Raw genomic sequence first — 19,670 nt, 5'->3', positions numbered from 1 at the left:
CAAGCCGGCACAGCACTCTCGAATAGCGTCCAAGTATCTCATCCTTTCCAAGCAGGGCACAGCCGCCTGACCCAGGGAAATTTGATGGATGTGCTCGTGGCAATAATCATTTGTGCTCAAGGCGGCTGTGGCTAGTTTAGACCTCGGGGTCGATCCCCCATAAAAAACACAACCTTCCTGTCCTGCTTGGTTTCATATTCGCTTATGGACGCCGAAAAGTAAATCGCTTTGGAGGACATTTTCATAATCATGTTGTGCCCCGCCAGGGGCATGGGGGTTTAGGAGGGGGATACAAATTGCAATGGCGAAAACACGGATGGATGGGATTGCTGGTTTCGATTCTGGTAGTGATTGGGGGGGCCTTGTTTTCCCCTAAGTTCGCTCAACCACACATGGACAGTGTGGGAGGTAGCGTGGTGCGAGGTCCGCAAAAATTGTATGTAGTGGATCAACCAGTGGGAGGGGATGAAGGGAAGATCCGTGTTTTGGATGCAAATTCGGGCAAGGAACTTCATGTGATTGATACTCACACGAATCCGCAAATCGCTCTTTCACCGGACGGTTCTCTCCTGTATCTGGCTACAAACAACCTGGATCAGACAAACTTTTCATTCTGAACACGAAGGACTATCAGGTAGTCAAGCAGGTCGATTTGAAGGATCGTATACCGTGCCAGGTGCGGCTGCAGCTTCGCTGAACAACGACCTCCTGTTTGTCGGAATGTCCGGCCCCGAGAAAAAGGGGGAAGGAAAGATTGAGGAAATCTGGGTGTACGACACCCAAAGCAACCGCCACATCAAGACAATCCAAACTCCCGCCCATCTGTTCCGGCTCAGCGTATCAAAAGACGGCCGTTATTTATACGCGGTAAGCCCTTATCAACAAAAGCTGGTTGTATATGATATCAGCAACAAAGACAACATTTTTCAGCATGCCTTTTTTGAAAATGTCGGACACAGCCCGATGTGGGTGATCAGTGACTGAAGCAAAAAAATCATAGCCTGTCCGCTTCCCTCATAGGATACGAGTAGGACGAGGAGGGAAGAGGATGAGCACGCTACAAATCGTCGGATGGGTGTTGGGAGGTCTGGTGGCGGTCTACCTGCTGTCGCGTATCGTTCGCGAGCCGGGCGCATCTGTGATAGGCATTGGGAAGGCACTGCTGTTTGGGGTGATCGGGCTGTTTCTGTTGAATCTGGCAGGTCAGTATATCCAGCTCCATATCCCGATCAATCCTGTGACGGCGCTGCTGGCCGGTTTTTTGGGAGTGCCGGGTTTGGCTGCCTTGATTGTGATTCAACTGTGGATTCTCGCTTAAGATACACCTGCTGACCGGCTTTTTCATAGGATAGGGTATAAAACGCGAGAGATTTGCCCTACACTGATGCTAGATGAAAGAGTCGGAAAGCGGTGAATTGGATGAGCGAGAATCCACAGTCAAACGTCTGCATCGTTTGCCGGGAGCAGAAGCCGCAGGGCATTCGGATCTGGGGTCAATTTGTCTGTCTGTCCTGCGAGCGGGACATTGTGCAAACCGATGTGGAAGATGAAAAATACCCGTTTTATATCGAACGGATGAAGCAAATCTGGTTGGATATGATCTCCTGAAAAACTCCCATCCTGAAAAGGATGGGAGCTTCATTTCCGGTATCTTGCTGCAAACGAATGGTACAAATAGAGCCGCCTCTTGCTGTGGTGCATGTTTTAGAAATTGTTGTTGGATCCGGTGTCCAGACCTTCCCGGCGGGCGACGCCCGAACTGTAAGCCGCTTCGATGACCGCCCGGGAGACCGCTTCCGCGACCTTTTTATTAAACACGGACGGGATAATGTATTGTTCGGACAGTTCTTCCTCGCTGACGACCGAAGCGATGGCGCGGGCCGCCGCCAGTTTCATCTCTTCGTTGATCGTGCGGGCGCGGCATTCCAGAGCGCCTTTGAAAATTCCCGGGAAACAGAGCACGTTGTTGATCTGGTTCGGGTAGTCGGAGCGTCCGGTGGCCATCACGCGCACATACGGTTCCGCTGCTTCCGGGTCGATTTCCGGCGTCGGGTTGGCCATCGCAAACACGATCGGATCCTTCGCCATCGATTTGATGTGTTCGACCGTGAGCACGCCGGGACCCGACAAGCCGATGAACACATCGGCCCCTTTGATGGCGTCGCTTAACGTTCCGGTGATGTTGTCCGGGTTGGTGTTGGCTGCATACCAGCTCCACATCGGATTTTCATAGTGTTCATTGCGCGAGAGGATGCCGACCCGGTCGACGCCGATCACGTTTTTGACGCCGGCTGCCAGGATGATTTTGGTGCAGGCCACGCCAGCCGCGCCAATGCCGACGACCACCACTTTCAGATCTTCCAGCCGTTTTGCGACCACTTTCGCTGCATTGATCAGGCCGGCCAGCAGCACGACGGCCGTTCCGTGCTGGTCGTCATGGAAGACCGGAATGTCCAGTTCTTCTTTTAGGCGTTCTTCGATTTCGAAGCAGCGAGGGGATGAGATGTCTTCCAGATTGATGCCGCCAAACGCGGGGGCGATCGCCTTGACGATGCGGACGATCTCGTCCGGATCCTTGGTGTCGAGGCAAATCGGGAATGCGTCGACCCCGGCGAACTGTTTGAACAGCATCGCTTTCCCTTCCATCACCGGCATCGCTGCGTAGGGACCGATGTCCCCCAGACCGAGCACCGCCGTTCCGTCCGATACGACCGCTACCGTGTTTCGCTTGATCGTCAATTGAAACGCCTTGGACGGATCCTGATGGATCGCTTCACACACACGCGCCACATGCGGCGTGTAGACGCGGGACAGATCGTCCCGGTTTTTCACCCGGATTTTTGGCGACACTTCCACTTTTCCGCCGAGGTGCATCAAAAACGTGCGGTCCGATACGTTGATCACTTTGATGCCGGGGGCGGCTTCCAGCGCGGAGACGATTTGTTGTCCGTGCGCCCGGTCAAACACGTTGATCGTAACATCGCGAATCACCGTTTCTCTCGAGACGCGAATCACGTCGACCGCTATAATGTCGCCGCCCGCCTCGCCGATAATCGAAGCGAGCTTGCCAAACGTGGTTCCGGAATTCTCCAATTCAAGACGAAAAATCAGGCTGAGCCCAACATTATGTTGCAATGCCATCGCATGGCCTCCCAGTTGTAGGATCGAACATTAAAATCTATTGTACAAGGTTGATTTAGTTGAAACAAGTATTTTCCGGCCGCTATAATTGTAGCAAAAGAATGGGTGCGGTTTTGGGCGAAGGAGGTGTTTGTGTGGAGCGGATTCCCGTTTTGGAGGCGATGCGGGCCCACTTGCAGTCGAACCCGTTGCCGCTGCATGTGCCGGGCCACAAAATGGGGAGGGGCTTCCCGGCGGAAGCGGCCGTTTGGTTAGGACAAGCGTTACGGCTTGATTTGACGGAACTGCCCGGGCTGGACGATCTGCACCAGCCGCAGGGGCCGATTCGGGAAGCCCAGCAACTGGCCGCTCGGGCGTTCGGCAGCGAGGAGACCTATTTTCTGGTCGGAGGATCGACAGCCGGCAATCTGGCGATGATCCTGACGGTTTGCCGGCCGGGCGAGACGGTCGTGATCCCCCGCAACGCCCATAAATCGGTCCATCATGCGGTGATGCTTGCCGGGGCAAAACCGGTGTATCTGTACCCTGAAGTGGACGGGCAGTTTGCCATTCCGACCGTGATCCGTGTGGAGGAAGTCAGGCGGGTGTTAGCGGAACATCCGGACGCGCGGGCGGTGCTGATTACCAGTCCGACGTATCAAGGGGTTTGTTCCGACATTTCGGAGATTGCCGGGGAAGTGCACCGTCACGGCAAACTGCTGTTGGTGGATGAAGCGCACGGGGCCCATTTTCCGTTCCACGAACAATTGCCTCCTACCGCCATACAGTCAGGTGCCGACCTGGTCGTCCAGAGCACCCACAAAATGCTCGGTTCGCTGACGGGCACCGCGATGCTGCACGGAAAAAACGGCCGCTATGACAGGGAACGGTTGCGAACCATGCTCGGCATGGTGCAGACATCGAGCCCTTCCTACCTGATGCTGCTTTCGCTGGATGCCGCCCGTCACCAGATGCAGACTTGCGGACGTGAGCTGATAGACCGTGCGTTGCAGGCGCTTGCGCACGGCCGGCGGGAAGCGGCCGCTATTGGGGAACTGGCGCTGTATCAGGGCGGACCGGATGTCTGTGCGGTCGACCCGTTTAAATGGTGGATTCAGGTACGCCAGTTGGGGTTGACGGGATTTGAGGCGGAGCGGCTGCTGCGGGAAAAGCGGGGAATTTTTTGCGAGATGGCGGATCGCGATCATCTGCTGGCTGTTTTTTCATACGCCGATACGGACAAGCAGGTGAGTCGGCTGCTTGAGGGTTTGCGGTTTTTGGCTGAGGTTTGCAGCCGGGATCCGGCTGGAAAACGGGTAGAGCACGTTCGACCGGTGATTGCCCGGACCGATTTTCGCCTGGAACAGGTGATGATTCCGAAAGACGCCTTGCAACGGGCGCGGCGGCGTGTCAAACTGGAGGCAGCGGTGGGCCAGGTTGCCGCCGAACCGGTGATCCCGTATCCGCCGGGAATTCCGCTGGTTTTGCCGGGTGAACGATATACGGCCGAACTGATTGCGCATTTGCAGGACATGAAGCGGATCGGAAGCCGCTTTCAAGGGACGGAAGACGCTGCGCTCGAGTCGGTTTGCGTGCTGGAATAGGAGAATGCTGATGGCAGGACTGTTTATCACGTTCGAAGGGCCCGACGGGGCGGGAAAATCGACGCAACTGCGGCTGCTGGCTGACCATTTGGACGCTCTGGGCATACCATACATTACGACCCGCGAGCCGGGCGGCACACCGCTGGCCGACAAGATTCGCGCCTTGCTGCTCGACCCGGAGCACTCGGCGATGGCCCCGAAAACGGAAGCGCTACTGTATGCGGCATCCCGTGCCCAACATGTGGCGGAGGTGATCCGACCGGCACTTGCGCGAGGAGACGTGGTGCTGTGCGACCGCTATATCGATGCCAGTATCGCGTATCAGGCGGCGGGACTGGGGTTGTCTCCGGACATGATTCGCCGTTGGAGCGAGGAAGCGACCGATGGGTTATGGCCGGTGCGGACGTTTCTGATTGACATCGATCCGGCGGCCGGGATTGCCCGCATTCGGTCGCGGGGAGAGCGGGATCGCATAGAAGGACGGGAGTTGTCCTATCACAAGCGGGTTCGGGAAACGTTCCTCGCGTTGGCTTCGCAGGAACCGGACCGATTCATGGTCCTCGACGGCGCGCAACCGATCGATCAAATCGCAGACGAGGTGCGGCGCGAGGTGGATCGACTTCTCAAAGAATGGAGGTATATGCCTTGCGGCTGATCATTGCGGTGGTGCAGGACAAAGACAGCGTCAAATTGTCAGACCGTCTTGTCAAGGCCGGCATCCGGGCGACCAAACTGGCGAGCACCGGCGGATTTTTGAAATCGGGCAACTCCACCTTCCTGATCGGGGTCGAGCAGGAAAAGGTGGATGAGGTGCTCGACATCATCCGGCAGAGTTGCCGGGCACGCGAACAGTTGGTGTCGCCGATGTCGCCGGTCGGCAATCAGATCGATTCGTATGTCCCTTATCCGGTGTCGGTGCAGGTGGGCGGAGCGACCGTGTTTGTGCTGGATGTGGAGAAGTACGAACACTACTGACAAACAGGTGCAGCAAACATCGGGGGTTGTCGCATGAAAATCGATCGCCGTTCTGGTACGTTTATCGAACAATTGGGATTGCGTGAGGAGAAACAGGCAGGGGATGCACATCACCCTGCCTTTCAAGATATTCTGTCTCTGTCGAGCGAGCGGTTACAGAAAGCGGAACTGGACAGGCTGTTGCGCTCGATCGACCAATTGGGCAAGGAGCTGTCGCAACAGTGCTCCTGGCGCGCTTTGATGAACTATAAAGAGCGGATCCGCCGCTTTCTGGAAGAAGTCGTCAAAGGCGGGTACGGCATCAAGGAACGGCAAGGCACCGACCGCCGCGGCCGGATCAAACTGTACAAAATCGTATCGGAGATCGACGAGTTGATGGCCCAGCTGGCGGAAGAAGTGCTGAAAGAGGAGCAAAACCAATTGGAAATTCTCCGGAAAATCGGCGATATTCGCGGCCTGCTCGTCAATCTCTGTTCGTAGGTGATGTCATGAGTCTCAACTGGCCTGTGGCGGGCGTCCCCGCCAAAATGCTGCAAAATATGCTGACCAGCGGCCGGCTGGCGCACGCCTATCTGTTTCTCGGGCCGGAAGGCGCGGGCATGCGGGAGACGGCTCTTCATTTTGCGAAAGCGATTCTGTGCGAACAAACGGGCGAACGCCGGCCGTGCGGCAGTTGTGTTCACTGCCGGCGGGTCGACTCCGGCAATCATCCCGATCTTGCGTGGCTGGAACCGAACGGGCAAACGATCAAAATCCAGCAAATCCGCGATATCCAAAAATCGTTCGCGTTGAAGTCGCTCGAGGCCGTACGCAAGGTGTATATTGTCACACATGCGGAACAGATGACGCCGGAAGCGGCGAACGCATTGCTTAAGTTTCTGGAAGAACCGTCCACACCGGTCGTGGCCATCTTGATCGCCCGCCAAAAATCCAGCTTGCTGCCCACTGTCATTTCCCGCTGCCAGATCGTACCGTTCGATCGCATCGACCCTGCATCGATCCAAAGGGCGTTGCAGGCGGACGGAGTTCCGGCCGGCAAGGCGCGGCTGCTGTCGTACGTGAAGGAAAGCATTGGCTCCGCTAGGAAATTTTCCGAGCACGAGAAGTTTGCCGAAATCGCAAATCTGGTGGTACAATTAAGTGAAGAAATCCAATCCAAACGAGGGAATCCTCTTTTTCTGATACAGGACAAAATACACAAACCAGGTTGGGCCTTTGACGACGTGGGATCTTTCCTGGATTGTCTGGCGTGGTGGTATCGGGATTTACTGAACGCAAAACTCGATCTGACTGACCGAATCGTTTACGAGAGCCAAATGTCTCGCATTCAGTCCCAAGCAGCGTCCTATCGTGTAGAGGATTTGGTCCAAATGGTGGAGATTGTCCTGTCGACCAAAAAGCGTCTACAATCCCATGCGAACCAGCAGTTGGCGCTGGAACACATGGTATTGCGGCTGCAGGGGGAATGATCCAATGACATATACAGTGATCGGTGTCCGCTTCAAAAAAGCGGGCAAGATCTATTATTTCGACCCGGGCTCGCTCCCGGTGAAGCTGCACGACCACGTGATCGTCGAAACTGCACGCGGCATCGAATACGGGCAGGTGGTGATCGATAAAAAAGAAGTCACGGAAAACGACGTGATTTTGCCGCTGAAGAAGGTGATCCGGATCGCCGACGAGAAAGATGCCGAACAGGTCGAATACAACAAGCAGCTGGCGAAAAAGGCGCGATCCATTTGTCTGGAAAAAATCCGTGACCACCAGTTGCAAATGAAGCTGGTCGATGTGGAATACACGTTTGACCGCAACAAGGTGATCTTTTACTTTACGGCCGACGGCCGCGTTGATTTTCGCGAACTGGTGAAAGATCTGGCGGCTGTCTTCCGGACGCGGATCGAACTTCGACAAATCGGCGTCCGCGACGAAGCGAAACTGCTGGGAGGAATCGGGCCGTGCGGCCGGATCCTTTGTTGTTCCTCGTGGCTCGGCGATTTCGATCCGGTCTCGATCCGCATGGCGAAAGACCAGAACCTGTCGCTCAATCCGTCGAAAATCTCCGGTCTGTGTGGCCGTTTGATGTGTTGCCTGAAATTCGAAAACGATGCCTACGAGCAAGTTACCGGATAAGGTGGGGAGAAAGCCATGGACAAACAAGCCGTGTTTGCCCAAGTGGCTCATTTGGAGGAACGAATCGGGGAACTCTACGGGGAACTGGGGAGCCTGAAACAGAAAATTATCGAACTTTTGGAAGAAAATTCAAAACTGCAAATTGAAAATGAACACCTGCGGAATCGGATGGATCGCCAGTCCGGCAAATCGGGAGAGATCACGGTTTCGATCGGGGAAGGGTTTGATGCCCTGGCCCGTCTCTATCACGAAGGGTTTCATGTGTGCAACGTGCACTACGGCTCCTTGCGCACAGATGGCGACTGCCTGTTCTGTTTGTCGTTTCTCCGCAAATCCTGACCCGAGCAAAGATGGGCGAATTCGAGGTGTCCCGATTTGGATGCGGCTTATCGGCATCTGCGACATAACATCAAGTATTCGAATCTGCAGGGGATCTTCGGGGTCCTGTCGCTGAATCTGTACAATCCGTTTATCCCGATTTTTGCGATTAAAGTGCTGCACGCGTCCGAGCAACAGGTGGCCTGGTTGTCGTCGCTACCCGAGGTGACCGGCATTCTGGCGCTGATCCCGGGCGCTCTTTTTTTGGACCGGCTGGAACGGAAGCAGCGGATCACCGGTGTCACGTTGCTGACCGCCCGGTTTTTTCTTCTGCTGATTGCTTTGCTCCCGTTCTTCCCCGTCACCGGTCACGCGTTTTGGCTGGTCATCCTGGTGGCGTTGATGAATTTTCCCGTTTCGGTTGGGAATCTCTACTGGCAGGCGTTCATAGGCCGGTTGATTCCGCGGTTGGAAAGGGCGCGCGTGTTTGCCTATCGCAACCGGATCACCACAGGTGTGGGCATGTTGGCGACGATCGTGAGCGGGGTTGTGATCAGCCGATTTTCCAACAATCCGGCCTGGCCGTATCAGGTTTTTTTTCTGTTGGCGTTTGCGGCCGGGCTGCTTGAGGTATTTTATTTGTACCGGTTGCGGGAACCGGACTGCCAGTCAACGGCTGACGTGCCACAGCGGGAGAAAGGGTTCGCCGATGTAATGCGCGGCCTGGCGGAGGAGAAAAAATTCCTCTATTTTCTGGCGGCGTCCGTTTTGTTTCATTTCGGATGGCAGATGGCGTGGCCGTTGTTTAACATCTATCAGGTGGATGAGCGGTATGTGAACATGAACGCGCTGTGGCTGTCGATCGTTACGGTGGTGAACAGCCTGACGCAAATGCTGGCGTTCGGCCGCTGGGGACGGCTGGCGGAGCGTTGGGGGAACGGAAAAGTGTTGGTCGTTACCGGGATCGGCATGGCCTTGAATCCGTTCCTGTACATGTTCACCAGCAACGCCTGGGCGGTGGTGGCGATCAATTTTTTGATCGGCTTGTTTGTCGCGGGGTTTGTGCAAACCCTGTTCAATCGCCAACTGGATCTCGCCCCGCCTGACCACCGGGCTTTTTATCTCGCGATCCACGCGGTGGCGGTTGGCGTATCGGGCATCTTCGCGCCGATCGCCGGTGTGGCGATCTACAAAGCGGCGACGATGAACACGGCGTTTTTTGTGTCGGGGACGATCCGGCTGTTGGGAGCGTTCGCTTTTGGACTGGTGCTGCGGTGGGAGGTACGACAGATGCGGAGGGAATCACGTGGCATTTCGGCTTAAGCCGGGCGAACGGCTGGATGATCTGATGACGAAGGGACTTTGTTTGATCCAGAGCGATGAAGTGTTTGCGTTTTCGATGGACGCGGTGCTGCTCGCCCATTTTGCGACGGTTCGCCCGAATGATTCCGTGTTGGATCTGGGAACAGGAAACGGTGTGATCCCGATTCTGTTGACCACCCGGACCCGCCGCCCGCTGAAACGGATCGTCGGGCTGGAACTGCAGGAACGGCTGGCGGACATGGCACGGCGGAGCGTCGAAGGCAACGGGTTGCAGCATTTGATCGAAATCGTCCAGGGTGATTTGCGGGACGCCGCTTCCCTGTTCGGCTATGAAGAATTCGATCTCGTTACCTGCAATCCGCCGTACCGGCCAGTAGGACAAGGGGATCCGAATGCAAACGAATCGGTGCGGATCGCCCGGCATGAAGTGACATGCACGTTGCGCGATGCGGTACAAGCGGCGGCGAAGATGGTCAAATCGGGCGGCAAAACGGCGTTTGTCCATCGGCCGGACCGGCTGGCCGATTTGCTGCACGAACTGCGGTGCGCCCGATTGGAACCGAAGCGGCTGCGCCTGGTGCATCCGCGGCTGCAGCAAAGGCCGAACATCGTGCTGGTGGAAGCGATCAAAAACGGAAAACCTGATTTGCGGATCGATCCGCCTTTGATCATCTATGGGCCGGACGGCAACTGGACGCCGGAAATCGAAGCACTCTACAACGGCGGGAGGCGGAGCGATGAAGAGGATCTTTAGTTACCGAGAAGAAACGAAAGCAGGCACGTTGTTCCTGGTTGCGACACCGATCGGCAACCTGCAGGACATGACCTTTCGTGCCGTCGAGGTGCTGCGGCAATCGGCTGTGATTGCCGCTGAGGACACCCGGCAAACGCGCAAGTTGATGTCCTATTTTCACATCGAGGGCCCGCGACTGATCTCTTATCATGAGTATAATAAGCAGCGGGCGGCAGCGGAAATCTTGGCGATGCTTGAGCAGGGTCTGGCTGTGTCGCTCGTATCGGACGCCGGAACGCCCGGCATCTCGGATCCGGGGGAGGACATCGTACGGGCCGCCGTGGTGCGAGGATATAGGGTGGTGCCGATTCCGGGGGCCTGTGCGGGGATTGCCGCATTGGTGGCTTCCGGGTTGCCGACCGGGCAATTTTCGTTTGTCGGGTTTTTGCCGCGGGTGAGCAAAGACCGCAAACGGGAACTGGAGCGGTGGAACCGGCAGCGGGAAACGCTGGTATTCTATGAAGCCCCTCACCGGTTGCGGGAAACGGTGAACGACTTGTTGGACGTGCTCGGCGATCGGCAAGTGACGGTAGCCCGCGAGCTGACGAAAAGGTATGAGGAATTCGCCCGCGGTACATTGTCGGAGCTGGCGGAACTTCTGCAGACAGAACCGGCAAAAGGAGAATATGTGCTGGTCGTTGCCGGAGCCGGTGAAGCAGCAGCGGACGGACCGGATGAGGTTTGGTGGGCAAACCTGACGGCGGCGGCGCATGTCGAGCGGTTGGTCATGCAAGGCATGAGCAAAAAAGAGGCGGTCAAACAGGCGGCGAAAGATCGTGGTGTGCCGAAACGGGATGTGTATAACCAAGTGCTTGCTCAGGAACAAGAAAACCATTGAAACCGGATGGTCCGGATTTTCAATGGTTTTCCCGCACGCTTTATTGCGTCATCTCGCTGATGCAGTTGGGGCAGATGTTCTTGCCTTTGAAGTGCACGATTTCATCTGCCTGTCCACAGAAGATGCAGGCCGGTTCGTACTTCCGCAGAATGATGCGGTCGGAATCGACGTAGATTTCCAGTGCGTCTTTTTCGCCGATCCCCAAGGTTCTCCGCAATTCAATCGGAATGACGACGCGTCCCAATTCATCCACTTTTCGTACAATACCTGTTGATTTCACGAAATTCCTCTCCCCTTAGAAAAAACTACAAATATCGACACCCCTTATAAGGCAATCATACCAGTAATTCCCATAACCGTCAATAGGGAATCTTTAACACCTTTTTTCATATATAAATAACTTAAATTTATTTTACATCGGAACGGATCTGATCTGTAAGTTGTTATTCCGGCGCATGTAGGGTACAATAGTCTGTATCGATCAAGGAAAAATTTGCATTGTCCCGTCTCTCGTATGCCGGAGGGACTTTTTTGGATGTGGGGGATTCGAATGTCTCGACCAACGTTTTATATCACGACTCCGATTTATTATCCGAATGACAAGTTGCACATCGGGCACGCGTACACCACTGTGGCGGCCGATGCGATGGCCCGCTACAAACGGTTGCGGGGCTATGACGTGTTTTTTCTGACAGGGACGGACGAACACGGGCAAAAAATCGAACGCCGCGCCGCGGAAGCGAAGAAACACCCGCAGCAGTTTGTCGACGAAATCATCGCCTGGATCCAGGAACTCTGGAAAGAACTCGACATTTCGTACGACGATTTTATCCGTACGACGGAAGAGCGCCACAAAAAAGTGGTGCAGAAGATTTTTCAGCGGTTTTTGGATCAGGGCGATATTTACCTGGCGGAATACGAAGGCCTGTACTGCACGCCTTGCGAATCTTTCTGGACGGAGCGGCAGGCGCCGGACCGAAAATGCGCCGAATGTGGAAGGGAATTGGAACTCGTTCGGGAAAAGAGCTACTTTTTCCGGATGAGTAAATATGTCGACCGGCTGTTGAAGTACTACGAGGAAAATCCGGATTTTATCCAGCCGGAATCGCGCAAGAACGAGATGGTCAACAACTTCATCAAGCCCGGCCTGGAGGACCTCTGCGTGTCCCGCACGACGTTCGACTGGGGCATCAAGGTGCCAAACGATCCGGAACATGTGATTTACGTGTGGATCGACGCGCTGACCAACTATATCACAGCGCTGGGTTATCTGTCCGATGATCCGCAGGAACGGGCGAAGTTTGAACACTATTGGCCGGCCGACGTACATCTGGTCGGCAAGGAGATCATCCGTTTCCATACGATCTATTGGCCGATCATGCTGATGGCGTTGGGCCTGCCTTTGCCGAAGAAAGTGTTCGGCCACGGCTGGCTGCTGATGAAAGACGGCAAAATGTCGAAGTCGAAAGGCAATGTGATCGATCCGAAACTGCTGATCCACCGCTATGGGGTGGATGCGATCCGCTACTTTTTGCTGCGCGAGGTACCGTTCGGATCGGACGGAGTGTTCACACCGGAAGCGCTGATTCAGCGGATCAACTATGACCTGGCGAATGATCTCGGCAACCTGTTAAGCCGGACGGTGGCGATGATCGAGCGGTATTTTGGCGGGGTGATTCCGGCTGCAACCGGTATCAACGGGCTGGAAGAAGAGTTGCGGCAGCTTGCCGTTGCGACGGTTGACAAGGTCGAAGAAGCGATGGAAAAAATGGAGTTTTCGATCGCTCTGACGGCCATCTGGCAATTGATTTCGCGGACGAACAAATACATTGACGAGACGGCGCCGTGGAATCTGGCGAAAGATCCGGTGCAAAGAGAGCGGCTGGGTGCCGTGTTGTATCATCTGGCGGAAACGCTCAGGATCATCTCGATTTTGATTCAGCCGTTCATGACCCGTACGCCGCAAGAGATGTGGCGGCAACTGGGGATCGCGGAGGGGACGCTCACCGCTTGGGACAGCACTCGCCGGTTTGGCTTGTTGCAAGCGGGCACTCGTGTGTCCAAGGGAGACCCGATTTTCCCGCGGCTTGATTTGAAAGCGGAAGTGGAGCTTATCGATTCCGCGACCGGGGCGAACAAGCAGCCGACCGGTCCGCAAGTCACGCCGCAGCTGACGGATGCGAAAGAGACGGCAGCCGCTGAAGTGACCGCGAAAGTGGCGGATGAAGAGTCCGCTTTGATCACGATCGACGATTTTAGCAAAGTCGAGTTGCGGGTGGCGCAGGTGATCGAGGCGGAGAAGATCGAGAAGGCGGATAAGCTGCTGAAATTGCAGCTTGATGCGGGAAATGAAAAGCGGCAGGTGGTGTCCGGCATCGCGAAACACTACAAGCCGGAGGAGTTGATCGGGCAAAAGGTGATTTTGGTCGCCAATCTGAAACCGGTCAAACTGCGCGGCGTCGAATCGCACGGCATGATCCTTGCCGCCTCGGAAGGCGAACGGCTGGTGCTGGCTACCGTGTCGGCCGACATTCCGAACGGGGCGAAAGTGAAATAGTACCCCGCAAAGTGACGAGGGATGTTGCGGCGGGATGTGGCGCCCGGGCAGGAAGGCCGCAGTCATGCAGTGAAAGCAGGTGTTGGAGATGCTGTTTGATTCGCATTGTCACTTAAACAGCGATCAGTTCGACGAACATGATGTATTGGAGATGATTCATACCGCGCGTGACCAGGACGTGGTGCAGATTCTAGTACCCGGGTATGATCTTGCGTCGTCCCAGCGGGCGGTGGAACTGGCCGACAGTTGGCAAGGGCTGTATGCGGCAGTCGGGATCCATCCGAACGATGCGGCACAGGCCACGGAAGAAGCGTATGAGCAGCTTCGGGAGTGGGCAAAACTGCCGCAGGTGGTGGCGATCGGCGAGATCGGCCTCGATTACCATTGGGAAACGACGCCGAAAGAAGTCCAGTTTGAAGTGTTTCGCCGGCAAATCCGGCTGGCGAAAGAGGTGAACCTGCCGATCATCATTCACGACCGCGAGGCGCATGGCGACATCGTGCAGATATTGCGGGAGGAGGGCGCGCAGGAAGTCGGCGGGATCATGCACTGCTTTTCCGGCTCCTGGGAGATGGCGAAGGAATGCATGAACATGAACTTTCTGATTTCGTTTGGCGGACCGGTCACGTTCAAGAACGCTAAACGGCCGCAGGAAGTGGCCAGCAAAGTGCCGCTCGATTACCTGCTGGTGGAGACCGATGCGCCTTATCTCACGCCGGAGCCGTATCGCGGTAAACGCAATCAGCCGCTCTACGTCCGGCACGTGGCGGGAAAAATCGCCGAACTGCGCGGCATGGAATTTGCGGAAATCTGCAAAATTACATCGGACAACGCCGAGCGGATTTTTCGCGTTCGGAATCCGTTCGTCTCTTTGTAGGTGTTATGAAGATCAAGGAAATCATCGTAGTCGAAGGTCTGCACGACAAAGCGGCGATCGATCGGGCGGTCGCCGCGGACTGTCTCATCTCGGGCGGTTCCGCCGTCTCGGAAACGTTTCTGAAACAGGTGGAACGGGCGCAACGGGAGAGGGGCGTGATTATTTTTACCGACCCGGATTATCCGGGAGAGCGAATCCGCAAAATCATTGCCGCCAGGGTGCCGGGGTGCAAACACGCGTTTTTGCCAAAGGAAGAGGCGCTGGCCAACGGCGATGTCGGGATTGAAAACGCGTCGCCGGAAAGCATTCGCCGGGCGCTTGCATCGGTTCGCACCGAATGGGCCGGTACGGAAGAGCGGTTCACCTGGTTGGAGATGCAGGAGCGCGGTTTAACGGGACTGCCGCATTCGGCGGAGCTGCGCGATCGGCTGGGCCAAATTCTCGGGATCGGTCGCTGCAACGCGAAAACGTTCTGGAAAAGGCTGAACATGCTCGGCGTCAGCCGGGCCGAATGGGAAGCGGCGTGGAAACAACTCGGGTCGCAGGCCGAACCGCAACCGAACGGCGGGAGATAACCGCGGCCGGGATTGGACAGTTTCGAAAAAGGTGGCTTTGCATGAAACGGCTGGTGAATCCGTCGGTCACCCGCGAAGTGGTGGACCGGTTCCGTTTTCAATTCAAAAAACAGTTGGGACAAAACTTCCTGATCGATGCCAATATACTCGGCAAAATTGTCGAAGCAGCCGACCTATCGAAAGCGGACGGCGCACTGGAGATCGGTCCCGGCATCGGCACGCTGACCCAAGCACTGGCGGAACAGGCGGGAATTGTGGTAGCGGTAGAGAAGGATGACCGGCTGATTCCGATTTTGTCCGAAACGCTGCGTGAGTACCCGAATGTGACCGTTTATCATGCAGATGTGTTGGAAGCCGATCTGCACCGGCTGTTTGCCGAACGGTTTGACGGCCGCAAGGTGAGCGTGGTGGCGAATCTGCCGTACTATGTCACCACCCCGATCGTCATGAAATTGTTGGAAGAGCGCCTTCCGTTGCACGCCATCGTGGTGATGGTGCAAAAAGAGGTGGCGGAACGGATGGCGGCCGTCCCCGGCGGCAAGGACTACGGCGCCCTGACGATCGCGGTGCAATATTACACAGAGCCGGAAGTGGTGTGCCGGGTTCCGAAAACGGCTTTTTTGCCGCAACCGAATGTGGAATCGATCGTCATCAAACTGAAACTGCGCGACCAACCGGCGGTGCCGGTGCAGGACGAGCGGCTTTTTTTCAGACTGGTGCGGGCCGGATTTGCGCAACGGCGGAAGACGATCCTCAATAACCTGCAGCATTCTTTTTCGCCGGCCGGAGGCAAGGAAGTCATCATCCGGATGTTGGAGCGTGTGGGAATCGAACCGACGCGCCGCGGCGAAACGCTGTCGTTGCAGGAGTTTGCACGGCTGGCGGATGAATTTGCCCGATTGTCATAGGGCAGGTTCATCTGCCTTTTGTTTTCTCACATGCGGGCTTTGCTTTTTGCAAACTCTTAAAATAAAGAGACAGGAGTCAATCGGCAGTTGGCGAAATAAATAAAAAAGCGCATCAGGCACCGAATGTCGTGTAAAGCTTTGGTACAGCCCACATCCTGACCGATGGCAACGAATATGCTATAGAAAAGGGCGGTGGTCGCGTGCAGTTCCTCAATCCGACGAAAGGAACGCTGACGCTGGACGACGTGGTGGCAGACATTTGTGAGTTCGTGGGAACCGGGCCTGATGACGCGTACAAGGTGATTATCGGTTCCGATTCACAAAACCGATATGACCGGGGCATTACGATGTTTGTCACAGCGATCATCGTGCACCGTGTCGGCAAGGGGGCCCGCTATTACATTCATCGCAGACCTTCCCGCGAAATCCGGTCTTTGAAACAACGGATGTTCACGGAAACGTCTTACTCCCTGCTGTTGTGTCAGGAATTGTCCAAAAAGATTCCGCAAATCTGCGGCGATCACCTGGAGATTCATATCGATATCGGGGAAAAAGGCGCCACCAAATCGCTGATCAAGGAGATCGTCGGGTGGGTGACAGCTTCCGGCTACACAGCGAAGGTGAAACCCAACGCGTTTGGCGCCTCGAAGGTGGCGGACCGCTATACGAGATCGTTTGGATAAAGCGCGATCGGCCTCTGTTTTGAACTGATACCCTTTATGTAGACAGGTAAATTAAATCCTCTGAAGAACTTGTCTACATAGAGGGTGTTTTTATGTCCAAAAAAGGGTCTCGTCACCGGAAGCATTCACAAGAGTTCAAAGTGCAAATTGTTGAAAGTACATCCGTACCCGAACCCGGTTGGCGAAATTGGAGGGAGGTATGCGAAATGTCGAGTGATGATGCGATGGCTTTGGAACGGTGTCGCCACTCACTTAAGCGCATTGCTTGGCGGATTCAATACAGGGTGCGTTCGCAAAAAAACAGAGAGCTGTTACAGGCGGCCGAATCCCTGTGGGCGACCGGCAGTTTTGATCAGGCGGTGATTGAGAAGCTGCATGTCGAGCAACTGATCCATCAAATTCGGGAACCTAAGGGGAGGTACGTGGTGTGCCGGGTGATCCTGGACGGAATGACCGAAAGAGAAGTCGCCCAAGAGCTGAATGTATGCCAGCAGGCGGTGAACAAATGGAAGAAAAAAGGGCGCTGCAAATGTTGAAAACAGAATTTATCGAAATGATCCGCAGGGGAACCTTTTAAAACCACCACATGAGATGGGGTAAATTGGACGGGTCCGTGAAGGCCACTGCTCTGTCACGAATTGCCCGTCCCACAGGCGGCAGACCCGTTGAGAGGGGCTCCGAAGAACCCCAGGCCTGCAGGTGTGCGGAGGGTCACCGGTCTGCCGCTTGAACAGGTGCGATTTCTCCGATCCGCTGGCCCATTTGCACAAACTGCCCTTCCTGCAAATCATCCAACTGCACCATGCCCGGCTGGAACAGGCAGATGACGGTCGAACCGAACCGGAAAAGGCCGAGTTCCGCCCCTTTTTCCAAAGTAGGCCCGGCAACGGTTGCATGCGTCATGCGGCCATGCCGCACGTTGGTAGTGAGTTTTTCGTCGTACACCACCTGCACCGAACCGACGATGGTCGCTCCCACCTTGACGATCGCATATTCGCCGAACGGGGTGGCGATGTACGTCGTCAACCGTTCGTTTTTGGCGAACAGGCCCGGGATGTTGCGGACGCCGAACGGATTGACCGGGAACAGTGTGCCAGGAATGTAGGAATAGCCGGTGACGGTCCCTTTCAGGCAGGTATGAATGCGGTGGTAATCCCGCGGCGACAAGTAAATTGTCAAAAAAACTCCGCCTTCGTACGATTCGGCCTTTTGCCGATCACCCAGCAATTGTTCCAGCGAATAGCTGACTCCTTTCGCCTGTAACAGCGTGCCATTCCGAATCGGCCCCGATTGCGACACCACCCCGTCGACCGGCGATACCAGCACCCGCTCTCCTTCCGCGATCGGCCGGCATTCGCTTTTCAATTTCCGGGTGAAAAATTCGGTCAGCGTTTGATATGCCTCGAGCGGTTTTTCCGCTTGCTGCAAATCGATCTGAAAGTGGCGCGCGTAGATCGGAATCAGCCACTTGGACAGCCGACTGCCCGCGAACCGGCCTGCCAGGCGGGAAATCGCGTGGGTGGGGAGCAAACGCAGCAAGGTGAGTCGAAAACGGTCGTTCATGTCGATATCCTCCGATTGGCTTGTACAATTTCCAATATATCGGTCCGGGCACCTGCATGCAAGCATGCGGCCGGAGGAGCCTGGACGACGGAACCGACAGCCGGGCGGGCAGCCGCTTTGGGAACCTGCGCGAAGAAACCTGCGGGGCGGCCAGGAGGTATCGCCGCGAAGAGGAGCGGGAATTTTCACGCAAAAAACATGAAATTGCGGAAGGGATTTACCGGGCGAAACCGAATTCTCTAGACAGCGGGCGATACGCCTTTGCTACATCCAATTCCGATAGGGGGACATACTATGTGAGTAGGAAGTTGGTCATTCCGGAGCTATCACCTTTTCGTTTGGAAAATCATATTGTACTAGAAAAATGTAGCATGGCCGCATCGACAAATGGTACAATCGACTCGTTCTGACTTGACTTATCGGACGATCTTCGGTCCTGAAACAGGATGGTGTGACATGAAGTCGTTTTTGGAAGAACTGACAAAGATTCGGGGCGGCAAAAATCTGATTCTTTGTCATGATCAGGCGGACAGCGATGCGATCGGCGCTGCTTACGCGTTGTCCCGCTGGATCGGCGGCGATATTGGGGTTCCACAGGCGGTTGCCAGCCATACGAAAAAGTTGATCGAGGAACTCGGGATGTCGGTGATCCACGGACCCAACGTCTGCGACTATCCGAATATCGTAGTGGTCGACACCGCGCACGCCGCACAGTTGTGCGACACGAAGCCGCAGCACTTTTTTGTGATTGACCACCATCCGAACAATCATCTGATCGAAAAAGCGGACGCCGCGCTGTATGACACCGTGTCTTCCACGAGCCAACTGGTCTATCGGATGTTGCGGGAACTGCAAGTGCCGATCGACAAAAAAATGGCGCTCGCCCTGTGCGCTGGCATCCTGACGGATACGATCCATTTCCACCGGGGAGATGCCGAGGCGTTCCAGGCGTTCGGCGATCTGCTGCAGATCGGCGGCTTGCGCTATCAGGATGTGCAGAACCTGTATATCGTGGAAGACCGGCGGCATCGCAGCGCGATCATCGACTCGGCGCTGACTGCGCGAAAGTCCACGTTTGGTGGCTACTACATTCTGGTGGCGGAAGTGGACACCAACATTCCGACCTATGCCGCGCGGGCGCTGTTTGATTTGGGAGCGGACGCGAGCGTTGTCGGCTACCGCAATGGCCAGGAAGTGGAAGTCCGCATGTATTTGCGCCACGAGTTGCTGGAAAATTGCGGGATGCAGGCGCACGATGTGTTCCGCAGCGCCCCGTCGATGAAAAAGGGAAAAACGTGGGGCTACTCGCTGTTCGCCGGGTTTCGCAGCGATCATGCACAGCTCGACCTGATTTTTGATGAGATCCTGCGCGTTTTCCATGACCGGTTGACCGAATAGGTCGCATG

General features: G+C 55.7%; 22 protein-coding genes and 1 pseudogene. 20 read left to right on the top strand and 3 right to left on the bottom strand.

Going from position 1 to position 19,670, the window contains the following annotated elements; all coding sequences use genetic code 11:
• The first annotated feature begins 519 nt into the window (after positions 1-519).
• The 3 genes from C230_RS0109530 to C230_RS0109520 all read left to right on the top strand — a co-directional run bounded on the left by C230_RS0109530 (position 520) and on the right by C230_RS0109520 (position 1,608).
• Complete coding sequence (locus tag C230_RS0109530; protein WP_156807413.1) at positions 520-984, top strand: YncE family protein; 465 nt, start codon at positions 520-522, stop codon at positions 982-984.
• A gap of 64 nt (positions 985-1,048) precedes the next feature.
• Entirely contained in the window at positions 1,049-1,318 is a 270-nt protein-coding gene (locus tag C230_RS0109525; protein ID WP_018131809.1) for a pro-sigmaK processing inhibitor BofA family protein, read from the top strand.
• Between the two features lie 101 nt (positions 1,319-1,419).
• Positions 1,420-1,608 (top strand): sigma factor G inhibitor Gin, encoded by a 189-nt coding sequence (locus C230_RS0109520; protein WP_018131808.1) that lies wholly within the window; start codon positions 1,420-1,422, stop codon positions 1,606-1,608.
• 96 nt (positions 1,609-1,704) lie between these two features.
• Here C230_RS0109520 and C230_RS0109515 read toward each other — a convergent pair whose 3' ends face one another.
• Positions 1,705-3,141, bottom strand: coding sequence for an NAD-dependent malic enzyme (locus tag C230_RS0109515; protein WP_018131807.1), 1,437 nt, complete (start codon positions 3,139-3,141; stop codon positions 1,705-1,707).
• A 134-nt stretch (positions 3,142-3,275) separates the two neighbouring features.
• Between C230_RS0109515 and C230_RS0109510 the strand changes: the two genes are divergently transcribed.
• The 10 genes and pseudogenes from C230_RS0109510 (at position 3,276) to rsmI (ending at position 11,101) form a co-directional block, all read left to right on the top strand.
• On the top strand, positions 3,276-4,724 hold the full coding sequence (locus C230_RS0109510) for an aminotransferase class I/II-fold pyridoxal phosphate-dependent enzyme (RefSeq protein WP_018131806.1): 1,449 nt from the start codon (positions 3,276-3,278) through the stop codon (positions 4,722-4,724).
• A gap of 10 nt (positions 4,725-4,734) precedes the next feature.
• The gene (gene tmk / locus C230_RS0109505) at positions 4,735-5,379 is read left to right on the top strand and encodes a dTMP kinase (protein ID WP_018131805.1); all 645 of its coding nucleotides are present in this window, start codon (positions 4,735-4,737) and stop codon (positions 5,377-5,379) included.
• The gene (locus C230_RS0109500) at positions 5,370-5,699 is read left to right on the top strand and encodes a cyclic-di-AMP receptor (RefSeq protein ID WP_018131804.1); all 330 of its coding nucleotides are present in this window, start codon (positions 5,370-5,372) and stop codon (positions 5,697-5,699) included. Before tmk ends, C230_RS0109500 begins: the two co-directional genes overlap by 10 nt.
• A gap of 33 nt (positions 5,700-5,732) precedes the next feature.
• Complete coding sequence (locus tag C230_RS0109495) at positions 5,733-6,179, top strand: YaaR family protein (protein ID WP_018131803.1); 447 nt, start codon at positions 5,733-5,735, stop codon at positions 6,177-6,179.
• Between the two features lie 8 nt (positions 6,180-6,187).
• Complete coding sequence (holB, locus tag C230_RS0109490) at positions 6,188-7,168, top strand: DNA polymerase III subunit delta' (RefSeq protein ID WP_018131802.1); 981 nt, start codon at positions 6,188-6,190, stop codon at positions 7,166-7,168.
• Positions 7,169-7,172: 4 nt separating this feature from the next.
• A pseudogene (locus C230_RS0109485) lies at positions 7,173-7,814 on the top strand (PSP1 domain-containing protein); the annotation flags it as partial.
• A gap of 30 nt (positions 7,815-7,844) precedes the next feature.
• Complete coding sequence (yabA, locus tag C230_RS0109480) at positions 7,845-8,168, top strand: DNA replication initiation control protein YabA (RefSeq protein WP_018131800.1); 324 nt, start codon at positions 7,845-7,847, stop codon at positions 8,166-8,168.
• 36 nt (positions 8,169-8,204) lie between these two features.
• Positions 8,205-9,470 (top strand): MFS transporter, encoded by a 1,266-nt coding sequence (locus tag C230_RS0109475; RefSeq protein WP_018131799.1) that lies wholly within the window; start codon positions 8,205-8,207, stop codon positions 9,468-9,470.
• Positions 9,454-10,224, top strand: coding sequence for a tRNA1(Val) (adenine(37)-N6)-methyltransferase (locus tag C230_RS0109470; RefSeq protein WP_018131798.1), 771 nt, complete (start codon positions 9,454-9,456; stop codon positions 10,222-10,224). Before C230_RS0109475 ends, C230_RS0109470 begins: the two co-directional genes overlap by 17 nt.
• Entirely contained in the window at positions 10,208-11,101 is an 894-nt protein-coding gene (gene rsmI / locus C230_RS0109465; RefSeq protein WP_018131797.1) for a 16S rRNA (cytidine(1402)-2'-O)-methyltransferase, read from the top strand. The genes C230_RS0109470 and rsmI overlap by 17 nt, the downstream gene beginning before the upstream one ends.
• A 40-nt stretch (positions 11,102-11,141) precedes the next feature.
• On the opposite strand, the gene C230_RS0109460 is transcribed toward rsmI, so the two are convergent.
• On the bottom strand, positions 11,142-11,381 hold the full coding sequence (locus tag C230_RS0109460; protein WP_018131796.1) for an AbrB/MazE/SpoVT family DNA-binding domain-containing protein: 240 nt from the start codon (positions 11,379-11,381) through the stop codon (positions 11,142-11,144).
• Between the two features lie 270 nt (positions 11,382-11,651).
• Between C230_RS0109460 and metG the strand changes: the two genes are divergently transcribed.
• The 6 genes from metG to C230_RS0109430 all read left to right on the top strand — a co-directional run bounded on the left by metG (position 11,652) and on the right by C230_RS0109430 (position 17,237).
• On the top strand, positions 11,652-13,658 hold the full coding sequence (metG, locus tag C230_RS0109455; protein ID WP_018131795.1) for a methionine--tRNA ligase: 2,007 nt from the start codon (positions 11,652-11,654) through the stop codon (positions 13,656-13,658).
• Positions 13,659-13,746: 88 nt separating this feature from the next.
• Positions 13,747-14,535 carry a TatD family hydrolase gene (locus tag C230_RS0109450; RefSeq protein ID WP_018131794.1) on the top strand — a complete coding sequence of 263 codons (789 nt, stop codon included), beginning with the start codon at positions 13,747-13,749 and terminating at the stop codon, positions 14,533-14,535.
• Positions 14,536-14,540: 5 nt separating this feature from the next.
• Positions 14,541-15,110 carry a ribonuclease M5 gene (gene rnmV / locus C230_RS0109445; RefSeq protein WP_018131793.1) on the top strand — a complete coding sequence of 190 codons (570 nt, stop codon included), beginning with the start codon at positions 14,541-14,543 and terminating at the stop codon, positions 15,108-15,110.
• Between the two features lie 41 nt (positions 15,111-15,151).
• Positions 15,152-16,018, top strand: coding sequence for a 16S rRNA (adenine(1518)-N(6)/adenine(1519)-N(6))-dimethyltransferase RsmA (gene rsmA / locus C230_RS0109440; protein ID WP_018131792.1), 867 nt, complete (start codon positions 15,152-15,154; stop codon positions 16,016-16,018).
• Between the two features lie 200 nt (positions 16,019-16,218).
• Positions 16,219-16,701 (top strand): ribonuclease H-like YkuK family protein, encoded by a 483-nt coding sequence (locus C230_RS0109435; protein WP_018131791.1) that lies wholly within the window; start codon positions 16,219-16,221, stop codon positions 16,699-16,701.
• A gap of 206 nt (positions 16,702-16,907) precedes the next feature.
• Positions 16,908-17,237, top strand: a complete 330-nt coding sequence (locus C230_RS0109430) for a hypothetical protein (RefSeq protein ID WP_018131790.1) — start codon at positions 16,908-16,910, stop codon at positions 17,235-17,237.
• 175 nt (positions 17,238-17,412) lie between these two features.
• Here the strand turns inward: C230_RS0109430 and asd are convergent, their stop codons facing one another.
• The gene (gene asd / locus C230_RS0109425; RefSeq protein WP_018131789.1) at positions 17,413-18,264 is read right to left on the bottom strand and encodes an archaetidylserine decarboxylase; all 852 of its coding nucleotides are present in this window, start codon (positions 18,262-18,264) and stop codon (positions 17,413-17,415) included.
• A 456-nt stretch (positions 18,265-18,720) separates the two neighbouring features.
• Here asd and C230_RS0109420 point away from each other — a divergent pair, with 456 nt between their 5' ends.
• Complete coding sequence (locus C230_RS0109420; RefSeq protein ID WP_018131788.1) at positions 18,721-19,662, top strand: DHH family phosphoesterase; 942 nt, start codon at positions 18,721-18,723, stop codon at positions 19,660-19,662.
• The last annotated feature ends 8 nt before the right edge of the window (positions 19,663-19,670 follow it).

Source organism: Effusibacillus pohliae DSM 22757 (assembly GCF_000376225.1).
Classification (GTDB): Bacteria; Bacillota; Bacilli; order Tumebacillales; family Effusibacillaceae; genus Effusibacillus; species Effusibacillus pohliae.
Note: the sequence above shows the minus strand (reverse complement) of the source record. Positions and strands in the feature narration are given on the sequence as shown.

Excerpts from the sequence above, each read along its gene's own strand:
- C230_RS0109430 (WP_018131790.1), top strand. The coding sequence starts at position 16,908 with ATGTCGAGTGATGATGCGATGGCTTTGGAACGGTGTCGCCACTCACTT.
- rsmI (WP_018131797.1), top strand. The coding sequence starts at position 10,208 with ATGAAGAGGATCTTTAGTTACCGAGAAGAAACGAAAGCAGGCACGTTG.
- rnmV (WP_018131793.1), top strand. The coding sequence starts at position 14,541 with ATGAAGATCAAGGAAATCATCGTAGTCGAAGGTCTGCACGACAAAGCG.
- asd (WP_018131789.1), bottom strand. The coding sequence starts at position 18,264 with ATGAACGACCGTTTTCGACTCACCTTGCTGCGTTTGCTCCCCACCCAC.
- C230_RS0109420 (WP_018131788.1), top strand. The coding sequence starts at position 18,721 with ATGAAGTCGTTTTTGGAAGAACTGACAAAGATTCGGGGCGGCAAAAAT.
- yabA (WP_018131800.1), top strand. The coding sequence starts at position 7,845 with ATGGACAAACAAGCCGTGTTTGCCCAAGTGGCTCATTTGGAGGAACGA.
- metG (WP_018131795.1), top strand. The coding sequence starts at position 11,652 with ATGTCTCGACCAACGTTTTATATCACGACTCCGATTTATTATCCGAAT.
- C230_RS0109520 (WP_018131808.1), top strand. The coding sequence starts at position 1,420 with ATGAGCGAGAATCCACAGTCAAACGTCTGCATCGTTTGCCGGGAGCAG.
- C230_RS0109525 (WP_018131809.1), top strand. The coding sequence starts at position 1,049 with ATGAGCACGCTACAAATCGTCGGATGGGTGTTGGGAGGTCTGGTGGCG.
- rsmA (WP_018131792.1), top strand. The coding sequence starts at position 15,152 with ATGAAACGGCTGGTGAATCCGTCGGTCACCCGCGAAGTGGTGGACCGG.
- C230_RS0109495 (WP_018131803.1), top strand. The coding sequence starts at position 5,733 with ATGAAAATCGATCGCCGTTCTGGTACGTTTATCGAACAATTGGGATTG.
- holB (WP_018131802.1), top strand. The coding sequence starts at position 6,188 with ATGAGTCTCAACTGGCCTGTGGCGGGCGTCCCCGCCAAAATGCTGCAA.
- C230_RS0109450 (WP_018131794.1), top strand. The coding sequence starts at position 13,747 with ATGCTGTTTGATTCGCATTGTCACTTAAACAGCGATCAGTTCGACGAA.
- tmk (WP_018131805.1), top strand. The coding sequence starts at position 4,735 with ATGGCAGGACTGTTTATCACGTTCGAAGGGCCCGACGGGGCGGGAAAA.
- C230_RS0109515 (WP_018131807.1), bottom strand. The coding sequence starts at position 3,141 with ATGGCATTGCAACATAATGTTGGGCTCAGCCTGATTTTTCGTCTTGAA.